The organism is Reticulibacter mediterranei (assembly GCF_016587455.1).
Window position 1 is genome coordinate 1,701,825 of record NZ_BNJK01000001.1, and the last position, 18,092, is coordinate 1,719,916.

At 51.7% G+C, this 18,092-nt stretch carries 17 protein-coding genes; 6 read left to right on the forward strand and 11 right to left on the reverse strand.

Going from position 1 to position 18,092, the window contains the following annotated elements:
• Positions 1 to 590: 590 nt before the first annotated feature.
• From K3T83_RS07410 to K3T83_RS07420, 3 genes are read right to left on the reverse strand one after another with little or no spacing between them, the layout of a single operon-like run.
• On the reverse strand, positions 591 to 998 hold the full coding sequence (locus tag K3T83_RS07410) for a hypothetical protein (RefSeq protein ID WP_220202332.1): 408 nt from the start codon (positions 996 to 998) through the stop codon (positions 591 to 593).
• A 50-nt stretch (positions 999 to 1,048) separates the two neighbouring features.
• Complete coding sequence (locus K3T83_RS07415) at positions 1,049 to 1,513, reverse strand: NUDIX hydrolase (RefSeq protein ID WP_220202333.1); 465 nt, start codon at positions 1,511 to 1,513, stop codon at positions 1,049 to 1,051.
• Positions 1,497 to 2,408 (reverse strand): P-loop NTPase, encoded by a 912-nt coding sequence (locus K3T83_RS07420; protein WP_220202334.1) that lies wholly within the window; start codon positions 2,406 to 2,408, stop codon positions 1,497 to 1,499. Before K3T83_RS07420 ends, K3T83_RS07415 begins: the two co-directional genes overlap by 17 nt.
• A 188-nt stretch (positions 2,409 to 2,596) precedes the next feature.
• Here K3T83_RS07420 and K3T83_RS07425 point away from each other — a divergent pair, with 188 nt between their 5' ends.
• The 4 genes from K3T83_RS07425 to K3T83_RS07440 all read left to right on the forward strand — a co-directional run bounded on the left by K3T83_RS07425 (position 2,597) and on the right by K3T83_RS07440 (position 6,969).
• The gene (locus K3T83_RS07425) at positions 2,597 to 3,403 is read left to right on the forward strand and encodes a Cof-type HAD-IIB family hydrolase (RefSeq protein WP_220202335.1); all 807 of its coding nucleotides are present in this window, start codon (positions 2,597 to 2,599) and stop codon (positions 3,401 to 3,403) included.
• 117 nt (positions 3,404 to 3,520) lie between these two features.
• The gene (locus tag K3T83_RS07430; RefSeq protein ID WP_220202336.1) at positions 3,521 to 4,012 is read left to right on the forward strand and encodes a redoxin domain-containing protein; all 492 of its coding nucleotides are present in this window, start codon (positions 3,521 to 3,523) and stop codon (positions 4,010 to 4,012) included.
• Positions 4,013 to 4,025: 13 nt separating this feature from the next.
• Positions 4,026 to 5,252 (forward strand): trans-sulfuration enzyme family protein, encoded by a 1,227-nt coding sequence (locus tag K3T83_RS07435; RefSeq protein ID WP_220202337.1) that lies wholly within the window; start codon positions 4,026 to 4,028, stop codon positions 5,250 to 5,252.
• A gap of 184 nt (positions 5,253 to 5,436) precedes the next feature.
• Positions 5,437 to 6,969: a PQQ-binding-like beta-propeller repeat protein gene (locus tag K3T83_RS07440; RefSeq protein ID WP_220202338.1), complete on the forward strand. Its 1,533-nt coding sequence runs from the start codon at positions 5,437 to 5,439 to the stop codon at positions 6,967 to 6,969.
• Between the two features lie 2 nt (positions 6,970 to 6,971).
• Here the strand turns inward: K3T83_RS07440 and K3T83_RS07445 are convergent, their stop codons facing one another.
• Positions 6,972 to 7,973, reverse strand: coding sequence for a BON domain-containing protein (locus K3T83_RS07445; protein ID WP_220202339.1), 1,002 nt, complete (start codon positions 7,971 to 7,973; stop codon positions 6,972 to 6,974).
• A 271-nt stretch (positions 7,974 to 8,244) separates the two neighbouring features.
• Here K3T83_RS07445 and K3T83_RS07450 point away from each other — a divergent pair, with 271 nt between their 5' ends.
• Positions 8,245 to 8,841 (forward strand): hypothetical protein, encoded by a 597-nt coding sequence (locus tag K3T83_RS07450; RefSeq protein ID WP_220202340.1) that lies wholly within the window; start codon positions 8,245 to 8,247, stop codon positions 8,839 to 8,841.
• Positions 8,842 to 8,853: 12 nt separating this feature from the next.
• Here the strand turns inward: K3T83_RS07450 and K3T83_RS07455 are convergent, their stop codons facing one another.
• The 6 genes from K3T83_RS07455 to K3T83_RS07480 form a co-directional block, all read right to left on the reverse strand.
• Entirely contained in the window at positions 8,854 to 9,450 is a 597-nt protein-coding gene (locus K3T83_RS07455; RefSeq protein ID WP_220202341.1) for a DUF4126 domain-containing protein, read from the reverse strand.
• A gap of 109 nt (positions 9,451 to 9,559) precedes the next feature.
• Positions 9,560 to 10,942 (reverse strand): glycoside hydrolase family 1 protein, encoded by a 1,383-nt coding sequence (locus K3T83_RS07460; RefSeq protein ID WP_220202342.1) that lies wholly within the window; start codon positions 10,940 to 10,942, stop codon positions 9,560 to 9,562.
• 192 nt (positions 10,943 to 11,134) lie between these two features.
• Positions 11,135 to 13,543: an FAD-dependent oxidoreductase gene (locus K3T83_RS07465; protein WP_220202343.1), complete on the reverse strand. Its 2,409-nt coding sequence runs from the start codon at positions 13,541 to 13,543 to the stop codon at positions 11,135 to 11,137.
• Between the two features lie 106 nt (positions 13,544 to 13,649).
• Positions 13,650 to 14,981, reverse strand: coding sequence for an NADH-ubiquinone oxidoreductase-F iron-sulfur binding region domain-containing protein (locus tag K3T83_RS07470; protein WP_220202344.1), 1,332 nt, complete (start codon positions 14,979 to 14,981; stop codon positions 13,650 to 13,652).
• Positions 14,974 to 15,714: a hypothetical protein gene (locus K3T83_RS07475; RefSeq protein ID WP_220202345.1), complete on the reverse strand. Its 741-nt coding sequence runs from the start codon at positions 15,712 to 15,714 to the stop codon at positions 14,974 to 14,976. Before K3T83_RS07475 ends, K3T83_RS07470 begins: the two co-directional genes overlap by 8 nt.
• Before the next feature lie 3 nt (positions 15,715 to 15,717).
• Positions 15,718 to 16,248: an NADH-quinone oxidoreductase subunit B gene (locus K3T83_RS07480; protein WP_373324588.1), complete on the reverse strand. Its 531-nt coding sequence runs from the start codon at positions 16,246 to 16,248 to the stop codon at positions 15,718 to 15,720.
• A gap of 476 nt (positions 16,249 to 16,724) precedes the next feature.
• Here K3T83_RS07480 and leuB point away from each other — a divergent pair, with 476 nt between their 5' ends.
• Complete coding sequence (leuB, locus tag K3T83_RS07485) at positions 16,725 to 17,846, forward strand: 3-isopropylmalate dehydrogenase (protein WP_220202346.1); 1,122 nt, start codon at positions 16,725 to 16,727, stop codon at positions 17,844 to 17,846.
• Here the strand turns inward: leuB and K3T83_RS07490 are convergent.
• Positions 17,843 to 18,076 carry a hypothetical protein gene (locus K3T83_RS07490; RefSeq protein ID WP_220202347.1) on the reverse strand — a complete coding sequence of 78 codons (234 nt, stop codon included), beginning with the start codon at positions 18,074 to 18,076 and terminating at the stop codon, positions 17,843 to 17,845. The two genes, leuB and K3T83_RS07490, sit on opposite strands and share 4 nt — an antisense overlap.
• Positions 18,077 to 18,092 lie beyond the last annotated feature (16 nt).

Here is an 18,092-nt window from a genome sequence, read left to right on the forward strand (position 1 = left end):
CTGAAGGCCACAACGAGAACAAGGATTTTTGCTTACATCCCCTTCATTGCCACAACGTGGACATAACATATGCGTCTCTCCCAATAAACCAGTACATTCAAATATGCGCGGATTTTCTCTCTTGCCAGCCTCTTTGCTCACCTCACCCATTCAGCAATGAGCCAGAAGTAATAATCCTCTCCCACCAGGACCATGCAGCAATCTGATAGATATTCGCCAATACACCAGAGACGAGATTGCATGATAATGGCAGGAAGTTGGGGAGCAATCGCCACAAGATAAGTCAATCAGCGGCCAAAAATAAAACTAGATAGGTACAAAGGAAATGCCTGACAGACACTATCAAATACATCAGGATAATCATACAGCCACAGGAAAGATATATGAGAGCGCCTTGCCCTGCGTCAACGAATTACACATCATCAGGCAACAAAAAGTTAGAGACATCAGTGGCCTCCAGGTAGCAACCAGCTACAGAGATAGTTACGCATAAAGTATAGTAGAAGGAAAACAGTGTGTCAATCATCCCACTCTGTTTTCCTAGCCATATACTCCTACTGATGTGTATGCTTGCATTTGCGCTCTTATACTTAACGCTTTGTCTTACGACCAATGGGGGCCAACCCTGTGAGAAACAGCTCCAGAGTTTTTGCCAGATCGTGCAGTTGGGTTGCCTCCACAACAGAAATTTCATGGCCAGGATGAGCCACCTGATAGAGCAGTTGTACGGCGGGATGTTTTGTTTGCGTTGCGGCTTCAGTGGAGGCAGAGCCAAGCAGAGAAGCCCGTAAAGCATCAACGCTGGCGTTTACCTCCTCAAGCTGAGTAATATCAATGAAGCTGGCTGGTTTTGGAGCCGCCTGCCCCTGCTTTTCGGCAGCACGCATGATTTCCCATTGTCTCCTGGCCTGTTTGCCAGCGGAACAAAAACAAAACTCAGGGTTGGCGGGATCGGAATTTTGCAACCCGGTATCGTCGCAGATTGGACAGATAGGCATACATCTACTCCTCTATAGCGTCCCAGACACAGCGAGGACGCACATCGATGTCAAGAAAAGCGTTGATGCTCGCTCAAATAATCTTTCAGCATACTCTCGCAATCAAAGGCCATATGCCCAAAGACATCGCCGGGTGCCTGCCAGCACGTACTTCCTTCACCCGAGCCATGCTCAGTACCGCCGACGATCTGGCCCTGATATGCGAGGGCCACAGCACGAAAGCGGGGGTCGCGTTTCAGCGAAGAATAGACCCCAACGAATCCGGTGAGCAAGACATCATAGCCTGTCTCTTCACGAGCTTCACGCAGCACGCATTGCTCCACCGTTTCACTATAGTGAACGATTCCTCCCGGAATGGTATAGCCTAAGCCATCTGAGCGATCAATCAACAAAATTTTACCATCACGCTCAATAATCACACAAGCGCTTAAAATAGGAGAGATCTGGCCCAGAGTGAGGAGCGCGATCAGGCGAAAAGCCAGACCCGCCAGTATTCCCTTAACCTTCTCGATCATGTTCCGTTTTTCCCTCTAGCGCATCTTCAGACACCGCGGCTGGATTTTGCGAGGACGAGATCTGATGATGCTGTTGTTGTATGAGAGAGGCAAGCTGCTGCCCCGCCAGCACAAACGCCTGCGCAACAGGCGAATCGGGCAGACTGATAATCACCGGATGGCCCTTATCTCCACTAACAACCGCCGCTGGATCGAGGGGAATACGTCCCAGCACAGGCAAAACATCTAGTACTGAACGCACCTCCTGGCTCTGAGGAAATATATCGACATGCCCCCCACAATGAGGACAGAGAAAGCCATCCATATTCTGCATGATCCCCAGGACAGGCACACTGCTCTGCTGGAACATAGCCAGAGCTTTCGCAGTGTCGATGCGCGCAATATCCTGCGGAGTTGTTACTAGAATAGCTCCATCAAGGTGTATCTCGCGACAGAGAGTGGCCTGTGGCTCGCTTGTCCCAGGGGGAAGATCTATCAGCAAATAATCGAGATCGCCCCAATCCACAGAATAGAGCAACTGACGAATCAGCATCCCCAGCACATCGGGCATGGGCGCAACAGCCTGCTCCTCACCAATGAAAAAGCCAACCGACATAATTTTCACCCCATAGCGAACGAGCGGCTGTAGCTTCTTCTCGCGGGGCAGCTCCTTACGCTCAGCCAGCGGCAACACCGCCTCTGAACCTTTACTGGCGGCTCGCTTACGTACACCTAACATCATGGGAATACTGGGGCCGTAAGCATCCCCATCGAGGAGGCCAACGCGCAACCCCTGCTGCGCCAGGGCAACAGCCAGATTCACGCTCACCGTCGATTTGCCCACACCACCTTTCCCGCTACCAACCACCAGCAATGTATCAACCTGTTCCAAACGTGTTCGCTGTATATGTTGCACAACACCACTCCCTTTATACATGAATTCAGCACCTTCCGGTAAGAGTAGTATAAGTATATTGCATGCATTTGGCAAGATTTCACGTCGCACTTTCGCCACTTGTCAGCGACCATCTCTCACCATATACTAGAGATACATCTATCGATCAGCACACTCTGCCTATAAATATTATCAACCAGGAGTACCCCATGTATCGCTTACTTGCCATTGATCTTGATGGAACCCTCTTAACACCTCAGCGTATCATTACCTCTCGTACCTATGCAGCTTTACGTCAGGCGGTCGCAGGTGGAGTAAAGCTAGTCATTGCCAGCGGACAAACGCTGGATGTGTTGCGCGCTGTCTGCGCCAATCTCCCCCTCAATGTGCCGCAAATCATTTATAATGGTGCCATCATTGCCGATATTCAGAGTGGTACAGCATTATATGAACAACTGGTTCCAGACGAGCATATTTTATCAACACTCGCGCTCTTACGTCGCATGCATCTGCACCGAGTCTACCACACCCATAAACGCGTCTACGTTGATGAGGGGACGCCTAACGCCCGCAACTGGTATCATCCACCCGTTCCACCAGCCATTGAGGTGCCAGAGGTAGAGAGCCTCTATCCGCAGCCCTGCATCAAACTGGTCGGTGTTGGCAACGCTGCAACCTTGCGGGAGAAGCGCGAAGAACTGGAGCGCATGCTGGCAGGACAACTCTATGTTACCCAGGCGTCGCGCCACCTGCTGGAGTTCTTACATCCCGAGGTCTCAAAGGGTCACGCGCTCGCAACGCTTGTACGTATCCTGAAGGTGAGGCCTGAAGAAGTGGCAGCAATTGGCGATAATCACAACGATATCGGAATGTTGCAATTTGCTGGTCTAGGCATCGCAATGGGCAATGCTCACGATGAGGTCAAAGCAGTGGCAGATCACGTCACCACCAGTAATGCTGAGGAGGGCGTGGCACTGGCAATTGAGGAAAAGATTCTCCCTTTTCTGCCGCGTTAACCGAAAAGACATGTTCTTCTTAATATGTTTTCGCAATAACGAACGACTGGCAAAAACTACTGATTATAGCGTACTATGTACGTATACGATGAACGATCTTTCCTAGAGGAATTATTTATGACTCATAACGATACATCATATCCAACACTGGAAACGGGCCAGATTATACCGGCATTTAGCCTGCCCGGTCCTGATGGCATGCCGCATAGTCCCTGGGATTATAAACAACGCGAACATCTGCTCCTGCTCTTTGTGCAGAGCGCAAAGGCGGGACAGGATCTTCTACAAACGTTTGCCAGACATTATCCAGATTTTCGCGAAGAAGCTTGTGCAATTCTGGCAATTACAGCCGATCCGGTAATCACGAATTTGCAGGCACAGGAAGAGCTACGACTCCCCTTCCCGCTGCTTTCTGATCCGCAAGGCAACGTCATTGCGCACTACACCTTTTGGGATAGTGCAACACACAAACTGCACCCTGGCATCGTCCTGGCAGATCGCTATGGCGCGCTCTACCAGCAAGAAACCGCAGCAAATGAGGCAGAGTTGCCCGCTATTACAGAGTGGTTAGAGTCACTTCAATATCTCAACAAATTATGTACACCCTAACCAGAGGAGATTCATGGCACAACACGATCACAACCATTCCTGGAATTTTGAGACCCTCCTGGTGCACGGCGGGATCGATCATCAAGCAAAGAAGGCTGGTGGCACACCGACTGTCCCCCCTATTTACGCCAGCACCACCTATCTTCACAACAGCGTAGAGGAACTGGACCGGGCCTTCAGCGGCACAACGCCCGAAGGAGAAGATGCATTTGTCTACGCACGTCAGGCCAATCGCAGCGCGCATGCACTGGAAACAACCCTGACCAGCGCGGAAAAGGGGGTAGGAACTGTTGTTTTTAGCTCCGGCATGGCCGCTATTCACGCCTCTCTGCTCGCAGCCGGACTTGCTCCTGGCGCAAAAATTGTAGCCTCAAAAGATGTCTATGGTCCATCCATCGGCTTACTCCAAAAGCTCTTTATTCCTGCTGGCGTCGAGGTAGTTCTGGCCGATCTTTGCTGTCCAACCGCCGTTGAACGCATTCGCCAGGAACAACCAGATATTATTTACGTGGAAACCATCTCCAATCCTCTTGTTAAGGTGATAGATATCGATGCTATCAGCGCGGCGGCAAAAGAAATAGATGCAGTCACCATTGTTGATAGCACCTTCACTCCACCGAGCCTGTTCAGGCCTATCGAGCATGGAATCGATCTGGTCGTCCATAGTGCGACGAAGTATATTGGCGGACATGGAGACAGCACCGCCGGAGCCGTCATCAGCGCGAAGAATACGTTACTCGATCAGGTACGCGCCTATTCTCACCTGCTCGGCTCGATGCTCGGTCCTTTTGATACTCACCTGATGCTGCGTGGCCTGCGCACCCTCTCGTTACGTATGGAACGCCATTGTAGTAATGCGGCACAGGTTGCCAGCTTCTTACACGAACATCCGGCTGTTGCACGCGTTCACTACCCTGGCCTGCCAGATCATCCACAGCATGACATCGCCAGCCGTCTGCTAAAGCCGGGACAATATGGCGGTCTGCTGGCCTTTGAGCTGAAGGAAGCCTCACGAGCAGCCGTATTCCGCTTTATGGATAACCTGCAGCTCTGCCTGTCTGCAACCAGCCTGGGCGATGTCTTTACGCTGATCAGCTATCCACCTATCTCCTCGCACCGTACGCTCACAAACACAGAGCTACAAAATCTGGGCATCACCGAAGGGTGTGTGCGCGTGTCCGTCGGCATCGAACACGTTGAGGATATCATTCAGGATCTCGATCAAGCATTGAAAAGCTAATACCCGTTATAAAGTGGCAAATTCACAAATACGTTTCCTCCCTGAGAATTTGCCACTACCTTAACCCATAAAACAGCATGCTTTTCGATACTACACGTTGACACAAAAAGCAAGATTTTTGTATGCTCTATATGGCTTTCCCTAAATGTGCGCTACGATGTATTTTTTGAATAAGAGATAGCATATGCAAAACACGCCACCTATAGAGCCACCCGACGACGAAGTCTCAATTACCGATTTAGATACAAACAATGATGCAGACGATAAAAAGCGTGGTCAACTTGCCTCTTTTATACAGCGTTCTCTACAGTTCTTCCTTCAGGCCAAAAGAAGAATTCTGACCATCGCCATCGTAGGAGCCACTGCCCTGTTTCTTGTTGTAGTCTTTCTTCCACTCCTGCCCAAACCTACCGTATCGCAACCAAAGGTACATCCAGCAGCACCTGAGACTCAAGCGAACGCTGTTGAAACCTCCTATCTCTCCGATAAAATCATCTATCTCAACACACTTGATGGCAGCGTCAACGCATTGCAGGCAAATAGCGGGAAAGCGCTCTGGCACTATCAGCCAACTTCTCCCGCCAGCAGACCGCTTAGCATCGTCCAGAACACAGTCTACTTTACCACGCAAAACAACCAGAAAAGTGCGGCTTATGCGTTGGATGCAGGCGACGGCGAGCTAGTATGGCAGCGGCAGTTGCCCGACACCCATCTATCACTCATCAGCGCCACAACGACCGCATTATATTTTCAGGGCTTGCATGGCGAAATCTACACATTGGATGCAAAAAATGGCGAGCTACTCTGGCGGTACAGGGAGAAAAGCTCGTCCTCACATTCATGGCTCGCAATACTCCACGACATTGTTTACCTCACCAACCTTGATAGGATGACAATTTCCGCGCTACAGGCCAACACAGGACGCTTCCTCTGGAGCAAGCAAGGATCAGGCGCTATCTGGATACTGGAAACGACCCCCGATGTCGCTTATATTCAACTGAGCAATACAACGTTCGATGCTATCAAAACGAGCGATGGTAGCACGCTCTGGCAATATACAGGCGTGGAACAGGGAGGCAGTTTCACGCTTCAGCAGAACATCATCTATCTCACGACGCGCACCGGCACAGTCATTGCCCTGAAAGCTCGCGACGGTACATTGCTCTGGCAGTTTAAAGAGATGTATCCCATCTGGGGATCGCTGGTTGTGACGATACAGACCATCTATCTCAATGCTCTTGATGGAAATATCTATGCATTGAATGCTAGCAATGGCAGACTGCTCTGGAGACAGAAAATCAACGATCCGTTAACTAGCTTTGCGCCACCGATCAGTGGACAGGTGTACACAAACAGCACGGAGCAAATTTACGTCGCTACCAATAATGGCATCACCTATGCATTTCGGACGAGTACTGGGGAGCTGCTCTGGCAATATCGCGCAGGATTGATCTTACCCGCTAGAAGAGACGAGACGGAGGCAGTGATCGAACCAGCGGTCTACATCATCTTACACGACAATACCTTTGTTGCATTACGACTACGAGATGGAGCGATTATCTGGAACTATAAGAAAGCCGTTCAAGAACCGCCTTTTCTGGAACGCGGCATCCTGTATATCAGTACACAGGATGGTTTGATGCAGGCAATTCGGGCTGATACAGGAACTTCGCTCTGGCAGGTGACGATAGCCCGTCAAGCTCCACCTGCCAGATAGCGTTATTTGGTATGCCTGATATATTTACCCGGCACTTTATCAATGGCCTCTCCACCCTCCGATGAAGACATGACTCGAAGCATCTCGGCATCTGGCTTCACAATCAGATCGTTGATCACCCCCTGAACGCCGGGAAACTTGCGCGCGATCTCCTCGGCAGCATTTTTCTGCTGCACATTATGTACCGCGCCGCTCAAGCGCACAACTCCCAGGCGCGGATAGACACCGATGGGCAGAGTATGTGTACGTGGATCATGGGCCAGCTTTTGTGCAAGATCACCGGCCAGACGGTCATCGCCAATCAGATGATTTTCAATTGCCAGCAGGCCAAGCACACCAAGCGCCTGATCGCGCACAATATCGCCCCGCAGCGCACTAGAGATATTCCCATTGAGATAAAGCACTCCATCCAGCACGCGCACGGACATGCCTTTAAAATCAACATGTAACGGAGTGAGGTCAAATAAAATATCCTCAACTTCGCGCTGTAGTTCGGAATCGGGACGATAAGGAGGGAGGGTTTGCAAAGCGGCCTCAGAAATAGAGACCTCAACATATTCTTTGTCCAGCTCCTTAACGTACTCCTCACGCAACAGGGTATCCTGTCCCTGACGTAAAGAGCGTGCCACGATATAAGCCAGTTCGCCGCTTTTTGGCTGTACCGCTACCAACAATAAGGTTCCTCTGGCCGCTGATCCCTCCTGCTGGACAACACTTTTCCCGTCCAGTAGCGTAAGGGCGGGTGCTTCCTTACTGGCAGCGGCTAAAGCATCCCTGGTAATACTCAAATCCACGCCATTACCAGATGCATTTGTGACGGTATTGAAAGGGATATAGACCGTCTTACCAAAGAATCGGCCCTGTTTGACTCCGATATGTGTTAGCCGACGCGTTGAGGCATCAACACCAATATGCGTCAAAACACCATCTTCACCATCGGAACAGATGACCTTGCTGCCAAAAATAAATTTTTGCATTTCGGCAATTGACGTTGTTTTTTCCATTTAACAATCCAGCCTTTTATGAATAGTATGAATGCGAATAAAGCACAACGAGATGCTACGCCTCTCTTCTACAGAGTGTAGCACGCCAGATTTCAGAAAAACAAGCATATCTCCCCCCTATTCTGCTATAAAAACGAAGCACAGAACAGGAGGTAAACAGGCCCAACATCTTCTATCAACAAGCTAAGAATGCTATTCGCTATATACTATCACGCAAACACACGTTAAAATTAATACATCTGGCAACCAGTAGAGAAATAGGATAAATACAATGACGGCAGATATCCCTCCAGATGTGTATATTCATGCTCTGAACAGAGTACGAGAGGCATTTCAGGCATGCTTACAGCAAGATGAACATCTTGCCCAGGAGCTTTTGATGTATACACGCAACGAATTGAAGCGCTTCACTGGTGATTTGCCTATCGTTGGGCACGACTCCTCAGATGCTCCATTTCTCACTGGCACATTCGCGGAGGCGCGAGCATGGGGCTGGCTGGAGTTCGTCTCGGGCGCCTATCAATTGTGGAGAGAACGTCCTGGCGCGGCTCTCGTCCATTTCAAGCGAGCATGGCGGATCTGGCGTCCCTGGAATACGAGCGCGCCTCAGGAAGCTGAACAACTTGAGGCAAGGCGCGAAAAAGTGCGCGCAGGGTTATGGTTGGGCGAAGCCTGGGCGCGAGTGATGAGCGACCGCGCTCCCCAGGCCAGCAAAGCAATACAGCGTGCGGCGCTGACAGAGCTTTACCGCATCCAGGCGCAGGATCTCTTGCAAGAGACTCTCACACAGCAAGTAACCCTTCCACCTGCTCCGCCAGGATCACCAGCCTATCACCAACCAGCACCATATATGCGCAGATTACTGTAATCTTAAACATCGTCACCGGGAAAGAGGCACATTTGCGTTCTGATTCGCTCGTGACGACTTCCTCCTCAACCGGCGAATAATACGCGGCACGGTGACAAGGAAAATGACCACAAAGATCAGCAGCACAACGACCATCACGACAGGGAGCAACAGCGATAATAGCACGGTCAGCACCACCACGACATCTTCAGCAATACTCAGGATCGTATTTAACAAGCCTGCACTGGTCGCTGTAGACGCAACACGCGTAGCAGCCTTCGTTGTATGGGTCATCGCGGCCAGGCCAGCTCCAACCACCAGCGGCACCACCTGAGCAGCACCAGTCACCTGACTCTCGCTCGCTGCGGCGACAAGCGCGCCAGCAATCGGGCGCAGCACGGTATGAATAATATCCCAGATATGATCAAAGTACGGGATCTTATCTGCTACCAGATCAGCAATCGTGAGCAGCACCAGTCCCGCAATAAACCAATCCTGGGTGATAAAGGCGTACTGAGGGTTGACATGGTAGAGATGGAACCAGCGTACAGCAATGGAAAATGACAATAAAGGCAAGTACGCATTGATTCCAGAGGAGAAAGCCAGCCCATAGGATGTGCCGAAATTCACTATTCCTCTCAATTTCTAGCATAAAAGCAGATGATGACAAACAGAAACAAATGTCCTATGTAATATCAACGTATGACCCTGGCATTTCTCCAATAAGCACAGATGCTCTCTATACTGGCAACTCTTGCTGGCTGGTGTCGGCCTTCCCAAAAATGCTCTCAAGCGCTTCTGGCGCATAACGCTCCACCATATCTTCAGTGATGGCATTGGCGCGACAAATTTCCCCAAACATACTGGCGCTGCGGCGAGGGATGCGCTCCTGCGTTTGCGGATTGATCTCAATCAAGCCAAAACGCGCGTGCCATCCATTGTTCCATTCAAAGTTATCCACCAGCGACCAATGGAAGTAGCCACGTACCGGAACACCCTCTTCTATTGCGCGATGCACCATTGCCAGATGCTCAAGAATCGCGCGTGGACGCCGACTATCTACCGAGTCGCAAAAGCCATTTTCGGTAATATATAGTGGCTTATTGCCCCGCGCATATTTATAGACATCTTTCAATACTCGGTATAGCCCCTGCGGATAGATCTCGCCAAAATCTTCGTCTAATCCTGCGTCATTACGAATCGTGCCAGGGCGCACAAATCGTCGTCCAAAAAGCTCAGCAGGCACGGAAGGATCGAAGCGCACCATCTCACGCGTATAATAATTGATGCCGTGATAGTCTCTGGCACCAGAAGCGCCAACAATCGGAGGAACCAGTGCGTTGACGGGAAAGTGGAAGCGACCAGTTTCAGCGGCTCGCAGCATGGACCAGTTAAAGATCGTATCCTGCGCATGAGCAACGGCACGATCCAGCAGCGAGAGAGGATTGGCCGGATCAAAGAGGCGATAGTGCAGGCAATAGCCAATTTGTGAGCCTGGTTGCAGGCGACGGATCGTATAGAAAGCGGCAACGTGAGCCAGCACCAGATTGTGAAAGACCTGAAGCGTGCGCGTGATACTTTGCTCGCCCGGTGGAAATGTACCCAGATCGTACCCCTGTACAGCATAGACGTTTGGCTCGTTAATCGTGATCCAGAAATCGCAGAGATCGTGCAAGGCTTCCACAATATAAGCAACGTAGCGGGTAAAAAAACGGATATTGTCGCCTTGTGTGAAACCTCCTCGATCAGCAAACCAGAGCGGCTCAGTAAAGTGATGCAGTGTGACCACCGGTTGAATATGTCGCTGGCGCAGATCGCTGAGCATGGCTCGGTAGCGCTCTACCGCTGCTACGTCCCAGCGTCCCTCTTCTGGCTCAACACGACTCCACTCCACGCTCAAACGTAACGCATTGTTCTCCATCTGTTCAGCCAACTCAAAGTCTTGCTCTGCCCCCTCCCACCAATTCGCGGCCCGAGCACACTGCTCTCCACTGAGAATGTGCCCTTGCTGCTCCCATCGATACCATTGATTGTTGGTATTGCCGCCTTCACATTGATATGCTGCCGATGCAGTGCCCCACAGAAATCCCTGGGGAAAACGTAATACATGCTGCCTTGCCATAGAAAAACACACACTGCCTTTCCATATGTATTGCGCTGCAAACAGGCCGCTCTGCACCACGCTCGATCAAGCGCATCTAGAGATGCAGTTGCGGATACTTCTATCTATAGTATACCCCATGCGAGTTGAGGAAAAGAAAATGCCGAACCGTGTAAAAAGGTTCGGCATTTTCTTGAAACAAACGTCTTCTGATTATTCGCGGATATTGCGAGCAGGCAGAGGACGAACCAGCGGACTCATCACAGGCAAGGCTTTCTTGCTGCGTGGGAGACGCTGACGCACCAGATAGGTGGGCGCGTTGGCCAGATCATCCTTCTCCAGCGTGACATCTTCTCCGAAGCGGTTGAAGAAGGACAACTCAAAGTTCGGGGTTTCGCCCAAAGCACCATGAGGGCAAACCTCCACACAGTCGCCGCAGAAGATACAGCGATCGAGCGCGAAGGAGTAGCGCGTAAGATAGCGCTCAGCCATCATCAGCGATCCAGTCGGGCAGACCTGGACACAGGCGCCACAGGAGACACAATCGGTCTCGTGCAGGCTCACGTTGAAAGGCGTCGAAACGATGGTATCAAAACCCTTGCCAAACATGCCGTAGCAGTCAGGGCCGATCACATCGTGACAGACACGCACACACTGGGTACAGTTGATGCACTTGTTGGGATCGCGCAAGATGAAGCTATGGGAGAGATCCGTCTCATAATCATGGTAGTCGCTCGGCTCTCCATCGTGGAAGCGGTTATCAGCCAGTCCATGCTCGATACTGTACTTTTGCAGGTCACACTGTCCAGCGGCGGGACAGGCACATTGCAGGCAGCGGGCCGCTTCTCGTTCCGCCTGCTCCTTGAGATAGCCCATCTCAATGATGCGGAAATTGCGTTTGCGCTCCTCATAGGGCAGCATCGGCATCTTGACCTTTGGCTCAACCGGCTTGTAAGGCACGATATCGAACAGATCAGGCTTGCGCTCCTCCAGTTCCAGCCGCCGCGCCACCTCGTCCATTTCCTCTCCACTCAGGTAGGAATGGATGGAGCGAGCACCCAGTTTGCCCTGTGCCACACACTCGATGATCGTCTTGGCTCCCATCTGGCAGTCGCCACCAGCGAAAACACCCTTGCGATCCGCCATGAAGTTGTGCGGATTGGTCTGGATCGTCTTCCACTTGGTCCACTTCACTCCTGATTTCTCATCCAGCACACTCGTATCTACCGCCTGGCCGATAGCGGGGATTACGGTATCGCATCCCAGCACAAACTCGGAGCCGGGAATGGGAACAGGACGACGGCGACCACTGGCGTCAGGCTCGCCCAGTTTGTTGCGCTGGAACTCAACGCCTGTCACTTTGCCGTTCTCAGTCATGATCCTCGTCTGGCTCACGTAGAGTTGCAAATGCGTACCCTCTGCCTCACCATCCTCAACCTCTTCCTGTGTAGCCCCCATCTCGTTGCGGCCACGACGATACATAGTGTGAACTTTGGCACCGAGGCGCAATGAGGTGCGGGTGCAGTCGAAAGCGGTGAAACCACCACCAATGACAACAACCTCGTTGCCTTCTTTCACTGGAATTGGCTTGCCCTCAACTTTATCGCCCAGATAGGCAATAGCATTGACGACACCCTCCGCATCTTCACCAGGAACGCGCAGATCATTACTGGTCCAGCATCCGATAGCAAGATAAACGGCATCGAAGCCCTGCGCAAACAGATCGTCAATCGTGAAGTCTTTGCCCAGCGCAACGTTCGCCTGGAAATCGACACCCAGCTGCCAGACATGGCTGATCTCACGATCCATCATATCCTTCTGCAAGCGATACTCAGGAATACCATAGCGCAACATGCCACCGGGCTGCGGCTGCTGCTCAAAGACCTTACAATAGTGACCGCGCAGCGCCAGATAGTAGGCACAGGACAGACCAGCAGGTCCGGCACCCACGATCGCCACACGCTTCCCTGTAGGTGGATCTTGAATGTACGGTACGGGCGGTTCAAGCAAGCTGCTTTCCGCTGCATGCCCATGCATACGACAGATAGCAATCTCTTCTTCCACCAGCGCACGGCGGCAGGCTTTCTGACAGGGAGCAGGACAGGTCAGGCCCAGAATATAGGGGAAAGGCAAGACCTCTTTGACCAGACGAGCGGCCTCTTTCATCGAGCCTTTGGCAATCAACTCCAGATAACCAGGGATATCAATATGGGTTGGACAATCCACCTGGCAGGGAGGTTGACAATACGCATTGTGGTCTGAGAGCATCAATTCCAGATTGGTGCGCCTGATGTGGAACAACTCATCGGAGTTGGTAGTCACTACCATACCGGGCTGGGCAGGCGTATTACACGAGGGCAACGGCCGATCAGCGCCCTCGATATGAACCAGACACATACGACAGGCGGAGGTTGGCTCCAGCTTCTCGTCATTACACAGGTTTGGAATATCGTGAATGCCGTTATCGATGGCAACGCTCAGGATCGTCTGTCCCTCGTACGCCTGCATCACCTTGCCATCAACGGTTATGGTAAAGCTGGGATGCCCCACCTCATTACGCACCAGTGGGCCTTGTGGCTCCTGAGCGCTGAGTGAGAAATTATCTCGGACTGATATAGCCATGAATGAACTTCCTCTTCCGAGCAACAACGTTCAGACAATGAACAACGACGGAATTCAGTTTCAATGTCGCATATGAAATTCGTTGATAAAGAACGAATTGATGATACTAAGGCAATACGTGCTTTGTGACAAAGCGATGCGAACGAACCGGCACACACGCTCCCGTCGGGCATTGCTGTTCTTGAATGTGCATAATGAAATGTTCAGGCCAGTAACGTTTAGCAGTTTTTAGCGGATTCGTTGCCTGTACCCCAAAACCACAGATCGAACCGTTGGGAACATAGGCCGCGAATTCATCCAGTACCTCAAGATCTCCATTCACACCGAGGTCACTGATGATACCCTCAAGAATACCCGTGATGCGCTTCACTCCCAGGCGACATGGCACACACTTGCCGCACGTCTCTTTGCTAAGATAACGACTGCGCTCCATCGCCCACGACACCATACAAGTGCCCGCTGGGAGCAATTCAAGAATGCTCGAACCAATAATCGCGCCAGCATCTTCTACCGGATCAAAATCATAAGGAGTATCGAGCAATGGCGGGGGGAGAGCACCACCTTCAGCGCCTCCAACGACCACAGCGCGCATCTGATCCGGAGCGCGGTTCACACCTGCAAAGGCCAGGATCTCGCGGAGAGGAGTGCCAAAGGGAACTTCGACCACGACTGGAGCGCTATCAGGAACGAGATCATAAACGGTCACAAGCTTTGTGCCACCGGTAGTAGCCGTACCAACGCTCTTGAAAGCTGCCGCCCCATCGCGCACAATGACGGGAACGTTTGCCAGTGTTTCGAGCGAGTTGATGGCTGTTGGCTTATCCCACAGGCCGTACTGAGCCGGGAACGGTGGCCGCTGCTCAGGCATACCACGACGCCCCTTAATCACAGCGATTTGAACCGTCTCTTCACCGCCCATGAAGCCCATATCCAGAGCCAGCACGGTGATATTACAACTGAACTCTGTTCCCAGGATATCACGCCCAACCAGATTGGCCTCGCTTGCCTCTTTTAACGCGGCCTGAACTGCTTCAATCCCCTCATTGAAGAAGCTGCGAGTAACAAGGTATGCTTCCGATGCCCCCACTGCGTAAGCGGCCAGTACGATCCCCTCAATCACCTGATGAGGATTTTGAGCCAGCAACGTACGAGCAGCATAGGAGCGGCTATCAGCATCATAGGCATTACAAATAACATATTTCTGGTCATCGGGAGACTGGCGAACGATGCGCCACTTCTCACCGGCGAGGCGACCAGCACCGCCGCGTCCTCGCAGTTGCGCATCGGTAACTTGCTGAATGAGCTGTTCCGGTGTTTGCTGACGCAGCGCCTTCTCTAAAGCCAAATAGCCGCCTGTCTCGCGATAGGCAGCGAGGGAGCGAAGTGGAGCTTCTCCCGACCGCCGCAATAAGCGATAAGATTTTGCAAAATCAGGCATATGGCTGCCTCACATGATTAATATTGCCCCACACACCACGTTTATCCGGTGCCAGACCACGCTCCGGCTGATCATCACGTGTGATCCCTTTAACGGCAGGTGCAGGTTTAAACTTGGGACTCATCGTAGCGATCCCAAAGATATCGCTGAGATCGACGCCACGAGCCTGGACAACACGTTTGGCCGCCTGCATGGGTAAATAGCCATAGATATCCATAATGGCGTCCAACAGATCAGGCAACGTGCCAGCTTCGTATGACCAGGAGTCCAGTAAAGCATCAACTTTGCTCAGATCAATCTGAGGCTCCAGGTAGTCTTTTACTGGCATTGCCACACAGGGAGCGACCGGCTTATTCGAGTAGTCAACGGCATATTCAGAGATGCGCGTCTTATAAAAGCCAGCCTTTGGTGAGCCTGAAGCTGGGGGAATCTTGCGTGGAGTGAACTTTTCGGCCCCTTCGCGAATATACGACTTATACCAGGGGCGCTCTTTCCACTCGTTCATCGGCTCGTATTCAATCGTAATAGCTCGTGGGGGACAGGCCTTTTCACACAGCAAACAGGCTTCACACTTCAAATTGAACTCTGTCTTCAAGCCTTCTTCAGCGATTAATTGAATAAGGCCGCGACTACGCGGCGGCAATTTTGGTTTCTCATAGGGGTAGAGCCTCGTGACCTTTGGCCGAAAGAGATGGCTAAAGGTCAGGCCCATACCTTCAAGGATACCTCGCATCGATTACACCTCTATTTCCTTCTCGCCACGCACCTTGAGACCCTGCTTAGCGATCTTCTCGCGCAGTTTCAGAATGCCTTCAATCAACGCCTCCGGGCGAGGAGGACAGCCAGGGACATAGACATCAACGGGCACGATAGTATCAACGCCCTGAACCGTATAGTAGCTATCGTAGAACTCGCCACCTGAGTTGGCGCATTGCCCCATGCTCAATACCCATTTGGGTTCGGGCATCTGCTCCCACAGGAGGCGCAGGCGTGGCCCCATTTTCACGGAGACAGTCCCGGCCACAATCATCAAATCGGCCTGGCGAGGACTGGAACGGAAGACCTCAGAACCGAAACGAGAGAGGTCATAGTGGGACTGCGCAGAAGCCATCATCTCAATCGCGCAGCAGGCCAGCCCGTAACCCAGCGGCCAGACTGACTTGGAGCGTGCCCAGTTCTGCGCCCACTGTAACATATCTGCAAGACTGGTTAATTGAACTGGAAGCTCTTGATCTCCTGGAATATATTCCTGGGGACCAGTTGCCATAACAATTGGCACCGGTTTACGTCGAACACCAGGAACCGACGTTTTCCCATTTGCAGTTTGACTATTTTCATTACTATTGCTGCTCATAATATTTCTCCTACGCAAAGGTTTAGCAGCACCTATTGCTCAGTTTGGATAAATGAAGAAATGCGCAATGAGACAGGAGTGATTTGTCTACTTCATCTCGTCACTATTATAGCACGCACAATCCACCCGTGCTAGAAACAGTGAGCGGGGAAGCCCTGTGATGACCCATTCTCCTTGCCTCCCCCGGTTGATGCCCTGGCACGATCAACTCGACAAAAAACAGGCATTGGACACATCACTCGGAGTCAACTATACTTGCTTCCATACGTTCTAGCGCGCCAATAAAAGCAAGACAGCTGCCCACAAACAGCCATTTAGAGAGTTGTTTTCATATCGCTAAGGGCGTATGATAAAAAAACATTTGACCCTTCTAGCAAAGGAGTTTCGATTTGGGTACATATACGATTACTGTTTTACCCGGAGATGGTATTGGCGCTGAAGTCACTACGCAGGCAATAGAGGTGTTGAAAGTTATAGGAGAGCGCTATGGGCATACCTTTACCTTCCATCAGGCATTAGTGGGCCTGGCTGCTATCGCAGCAGAGGGAGAGCCTATTTCTGACGCTACGATACAATTGTGCCAGCAGAGCGATGCTATTTTATTGGGAGCTGTTGGCGGCATTCCTCAACCAGACGCAAAAGTCAAGCCGGAGCAGGCGCTCTTCCGTCTGCGCAAAGGGCTACAGTTTTTCGCCAATCTGCGCCCCGTTCGCACCCAGAAAGCGCTGCTCGACGCCTCCACAATTAAGCCAGAAGTGTTACAGGGAACCGATCTGCTCGTCGTTCGTGAGTTGACTGGCGGCCTCTATTATGGGCATCTGGAACCCTCTACGCCGGGGAAGCCAAGTGAGATCCGTCAAACCGCCAATGGTATCGAAGCCATCGATACGCTGCTCTATACTGAGGCGGAAATCGAGCGTATCCTTCGCGTAGCATTTGATATCGCGAAAGGACGACATAAAAAAGTGACATCAGTTGATAAGGCCAACGTCCTCAGCTCCTCCGTACTCTGGAGGCGCGTCGCCAACCGCGTTGCCGCCGATTACCCGGATGTCACATTCGAGCACCTGCTGGTGGACGCCTGCGCCATGCATCTGATCCGCCGTCCCACGAGCTTTGACGTGATCGTCACAGAAAATCTCTTTGGAGATATCCTCACCGACGAAGCGTCGATGCTGGCCGGATCAATGGGCATGCTCCCTTCTGCCAGTCTGGGCACGCGACGAACCAAACATGGCATTTTTGGCCTTTACGAGCCAATTCACGGTTCAGCTCCGGATATCGCGGGACAGGATAAGGCAAACCCGATTGCTACCATTCTCTCGGCGGCAATGCTGCTACGTTACTCGCTGGAACTATCACAGGAAGCCGACGCCATTGAAACAGCCGTCGAACAGTGTATCAACGCGGGCTATCGTACAGAGGATCTTCGCGAAGAGGGAAAAGAGGTGCTGGGAACAAAAGCAATGGGCCAAAGGATCGCGTCTGCTGTTGCACGCGTCACTATCTAGCCCATCATTGGTTTTGGACATGGACCCAGGAGGCGTAACCGCTCCTGGGCCATTGCTAATTTCGACATGCTAGCTGTATACTCGCTGGCCGCGTCTGCTCTCACCACATTGGTCTCTCCGCTCTCCCCAAGCTCATGCTCTGTCTGCAACGATGCCTCTAACAGAGCAATCTCATCAAGGATCACCTGACGCTGGACATACCAGCGAGTAACAGCACGTTCAACGCCCATACCAGCATCCTCCGTT

Coding starts and splice junctions, on each gene's coding strand:
- K3T83_RS07410 (WP_220202332.1), bottom strand. CDS start 998: ATGCCTATCTGTCCAATCTGCGACGATACCGGGTTGCAAAATTCCGAT.
- K3T83_RS07415 (WP_220202333.1), bottom strand. CDS start 1,513: ATGATCGAGAAGGTTAAGGGAATACTGGCGGGTCTGGCTTTTCGCCTG.
- K3T83_RS07425 (WP_220202335.1), top strand. CDS start 2,597: ATGTATCGCTTACTTGCCATTGATCTTGATGGAACCCTCTTAACACCT.
- K3T83_RS07430 (WP_220202336.1), top strand. CDS start 3,521: ATGACTCATAACGATACATCATATCCAACACTGGAAACGGGCCAGATT.
- K3T83_RS07435 (WP_220202337.1), top strand. CDS start 4,026: ATGGCACAACACGATCACAACCATTCCTGGAATTTTGAGACCCTCCTG.
- K3T83_RS07440 (WP_220202338.1), top strand. CDS start 5,437: ATGCAAAACACGCCACCTATAGAGCCACCCGACGACGAAGTCTCAATT.
- K3T83_RS07445 (WP_220202339.1), bottom strand. CDS start 7,973: ATGGAAAAAACAACGTCAATTGCCGAAATGCAAAAATTTATTTTTGGC.
- K3T83_RS07450 (WP_220202340.1), top strand. CDS start 8,245: ATGACGGCAGATATCCCTCCAGATGTGTATATTCATGCTCTGAACAGA.
- K3T83_RS07460 (WP_220202342.1), bottom strand. CDS start 10,942: ATGGCAAGGCAGCATGTATTACGTTTTCCCCAGGGATTTCTGTGGGGC.
- K3T83_RS07465 (WP_220202343.1), bottom strand. CDS start 13,543: ATGGCTATATCAGTCCGAGATAATTTCTCACTCAGCGCTCAGGAGCCA.
- K3T83_RS07470 (WP_220202344.1), bottom strand. CDS start 14,981: ATGCCTGATTTTGCAAAATCTTATCGCTTATTGCGGCGGTCGGGAGAA.
- K3T83_RS07475 (WP_220202345.1), bottom strand. CDS start 15,714: ATGCGAGGTATCCTTGAAGGTATGGGCCTGACCTTTAGCCATCTCTTT.
- K3T83_RS07480 (WP_373324588.1), bottom strand. CDS start 16,248: ATGGCAACTGGTCCCCAGGAATATATTCCAGGAGATCAAGAGCTTCCA.
- K3T83_RS07490 (WP_220202347.1), bottom strand. CDS start 18,076: ATGGGCGTTGAACGTGCTGTTACTCGCTGGTATGTCCAGCGTCAGGTG.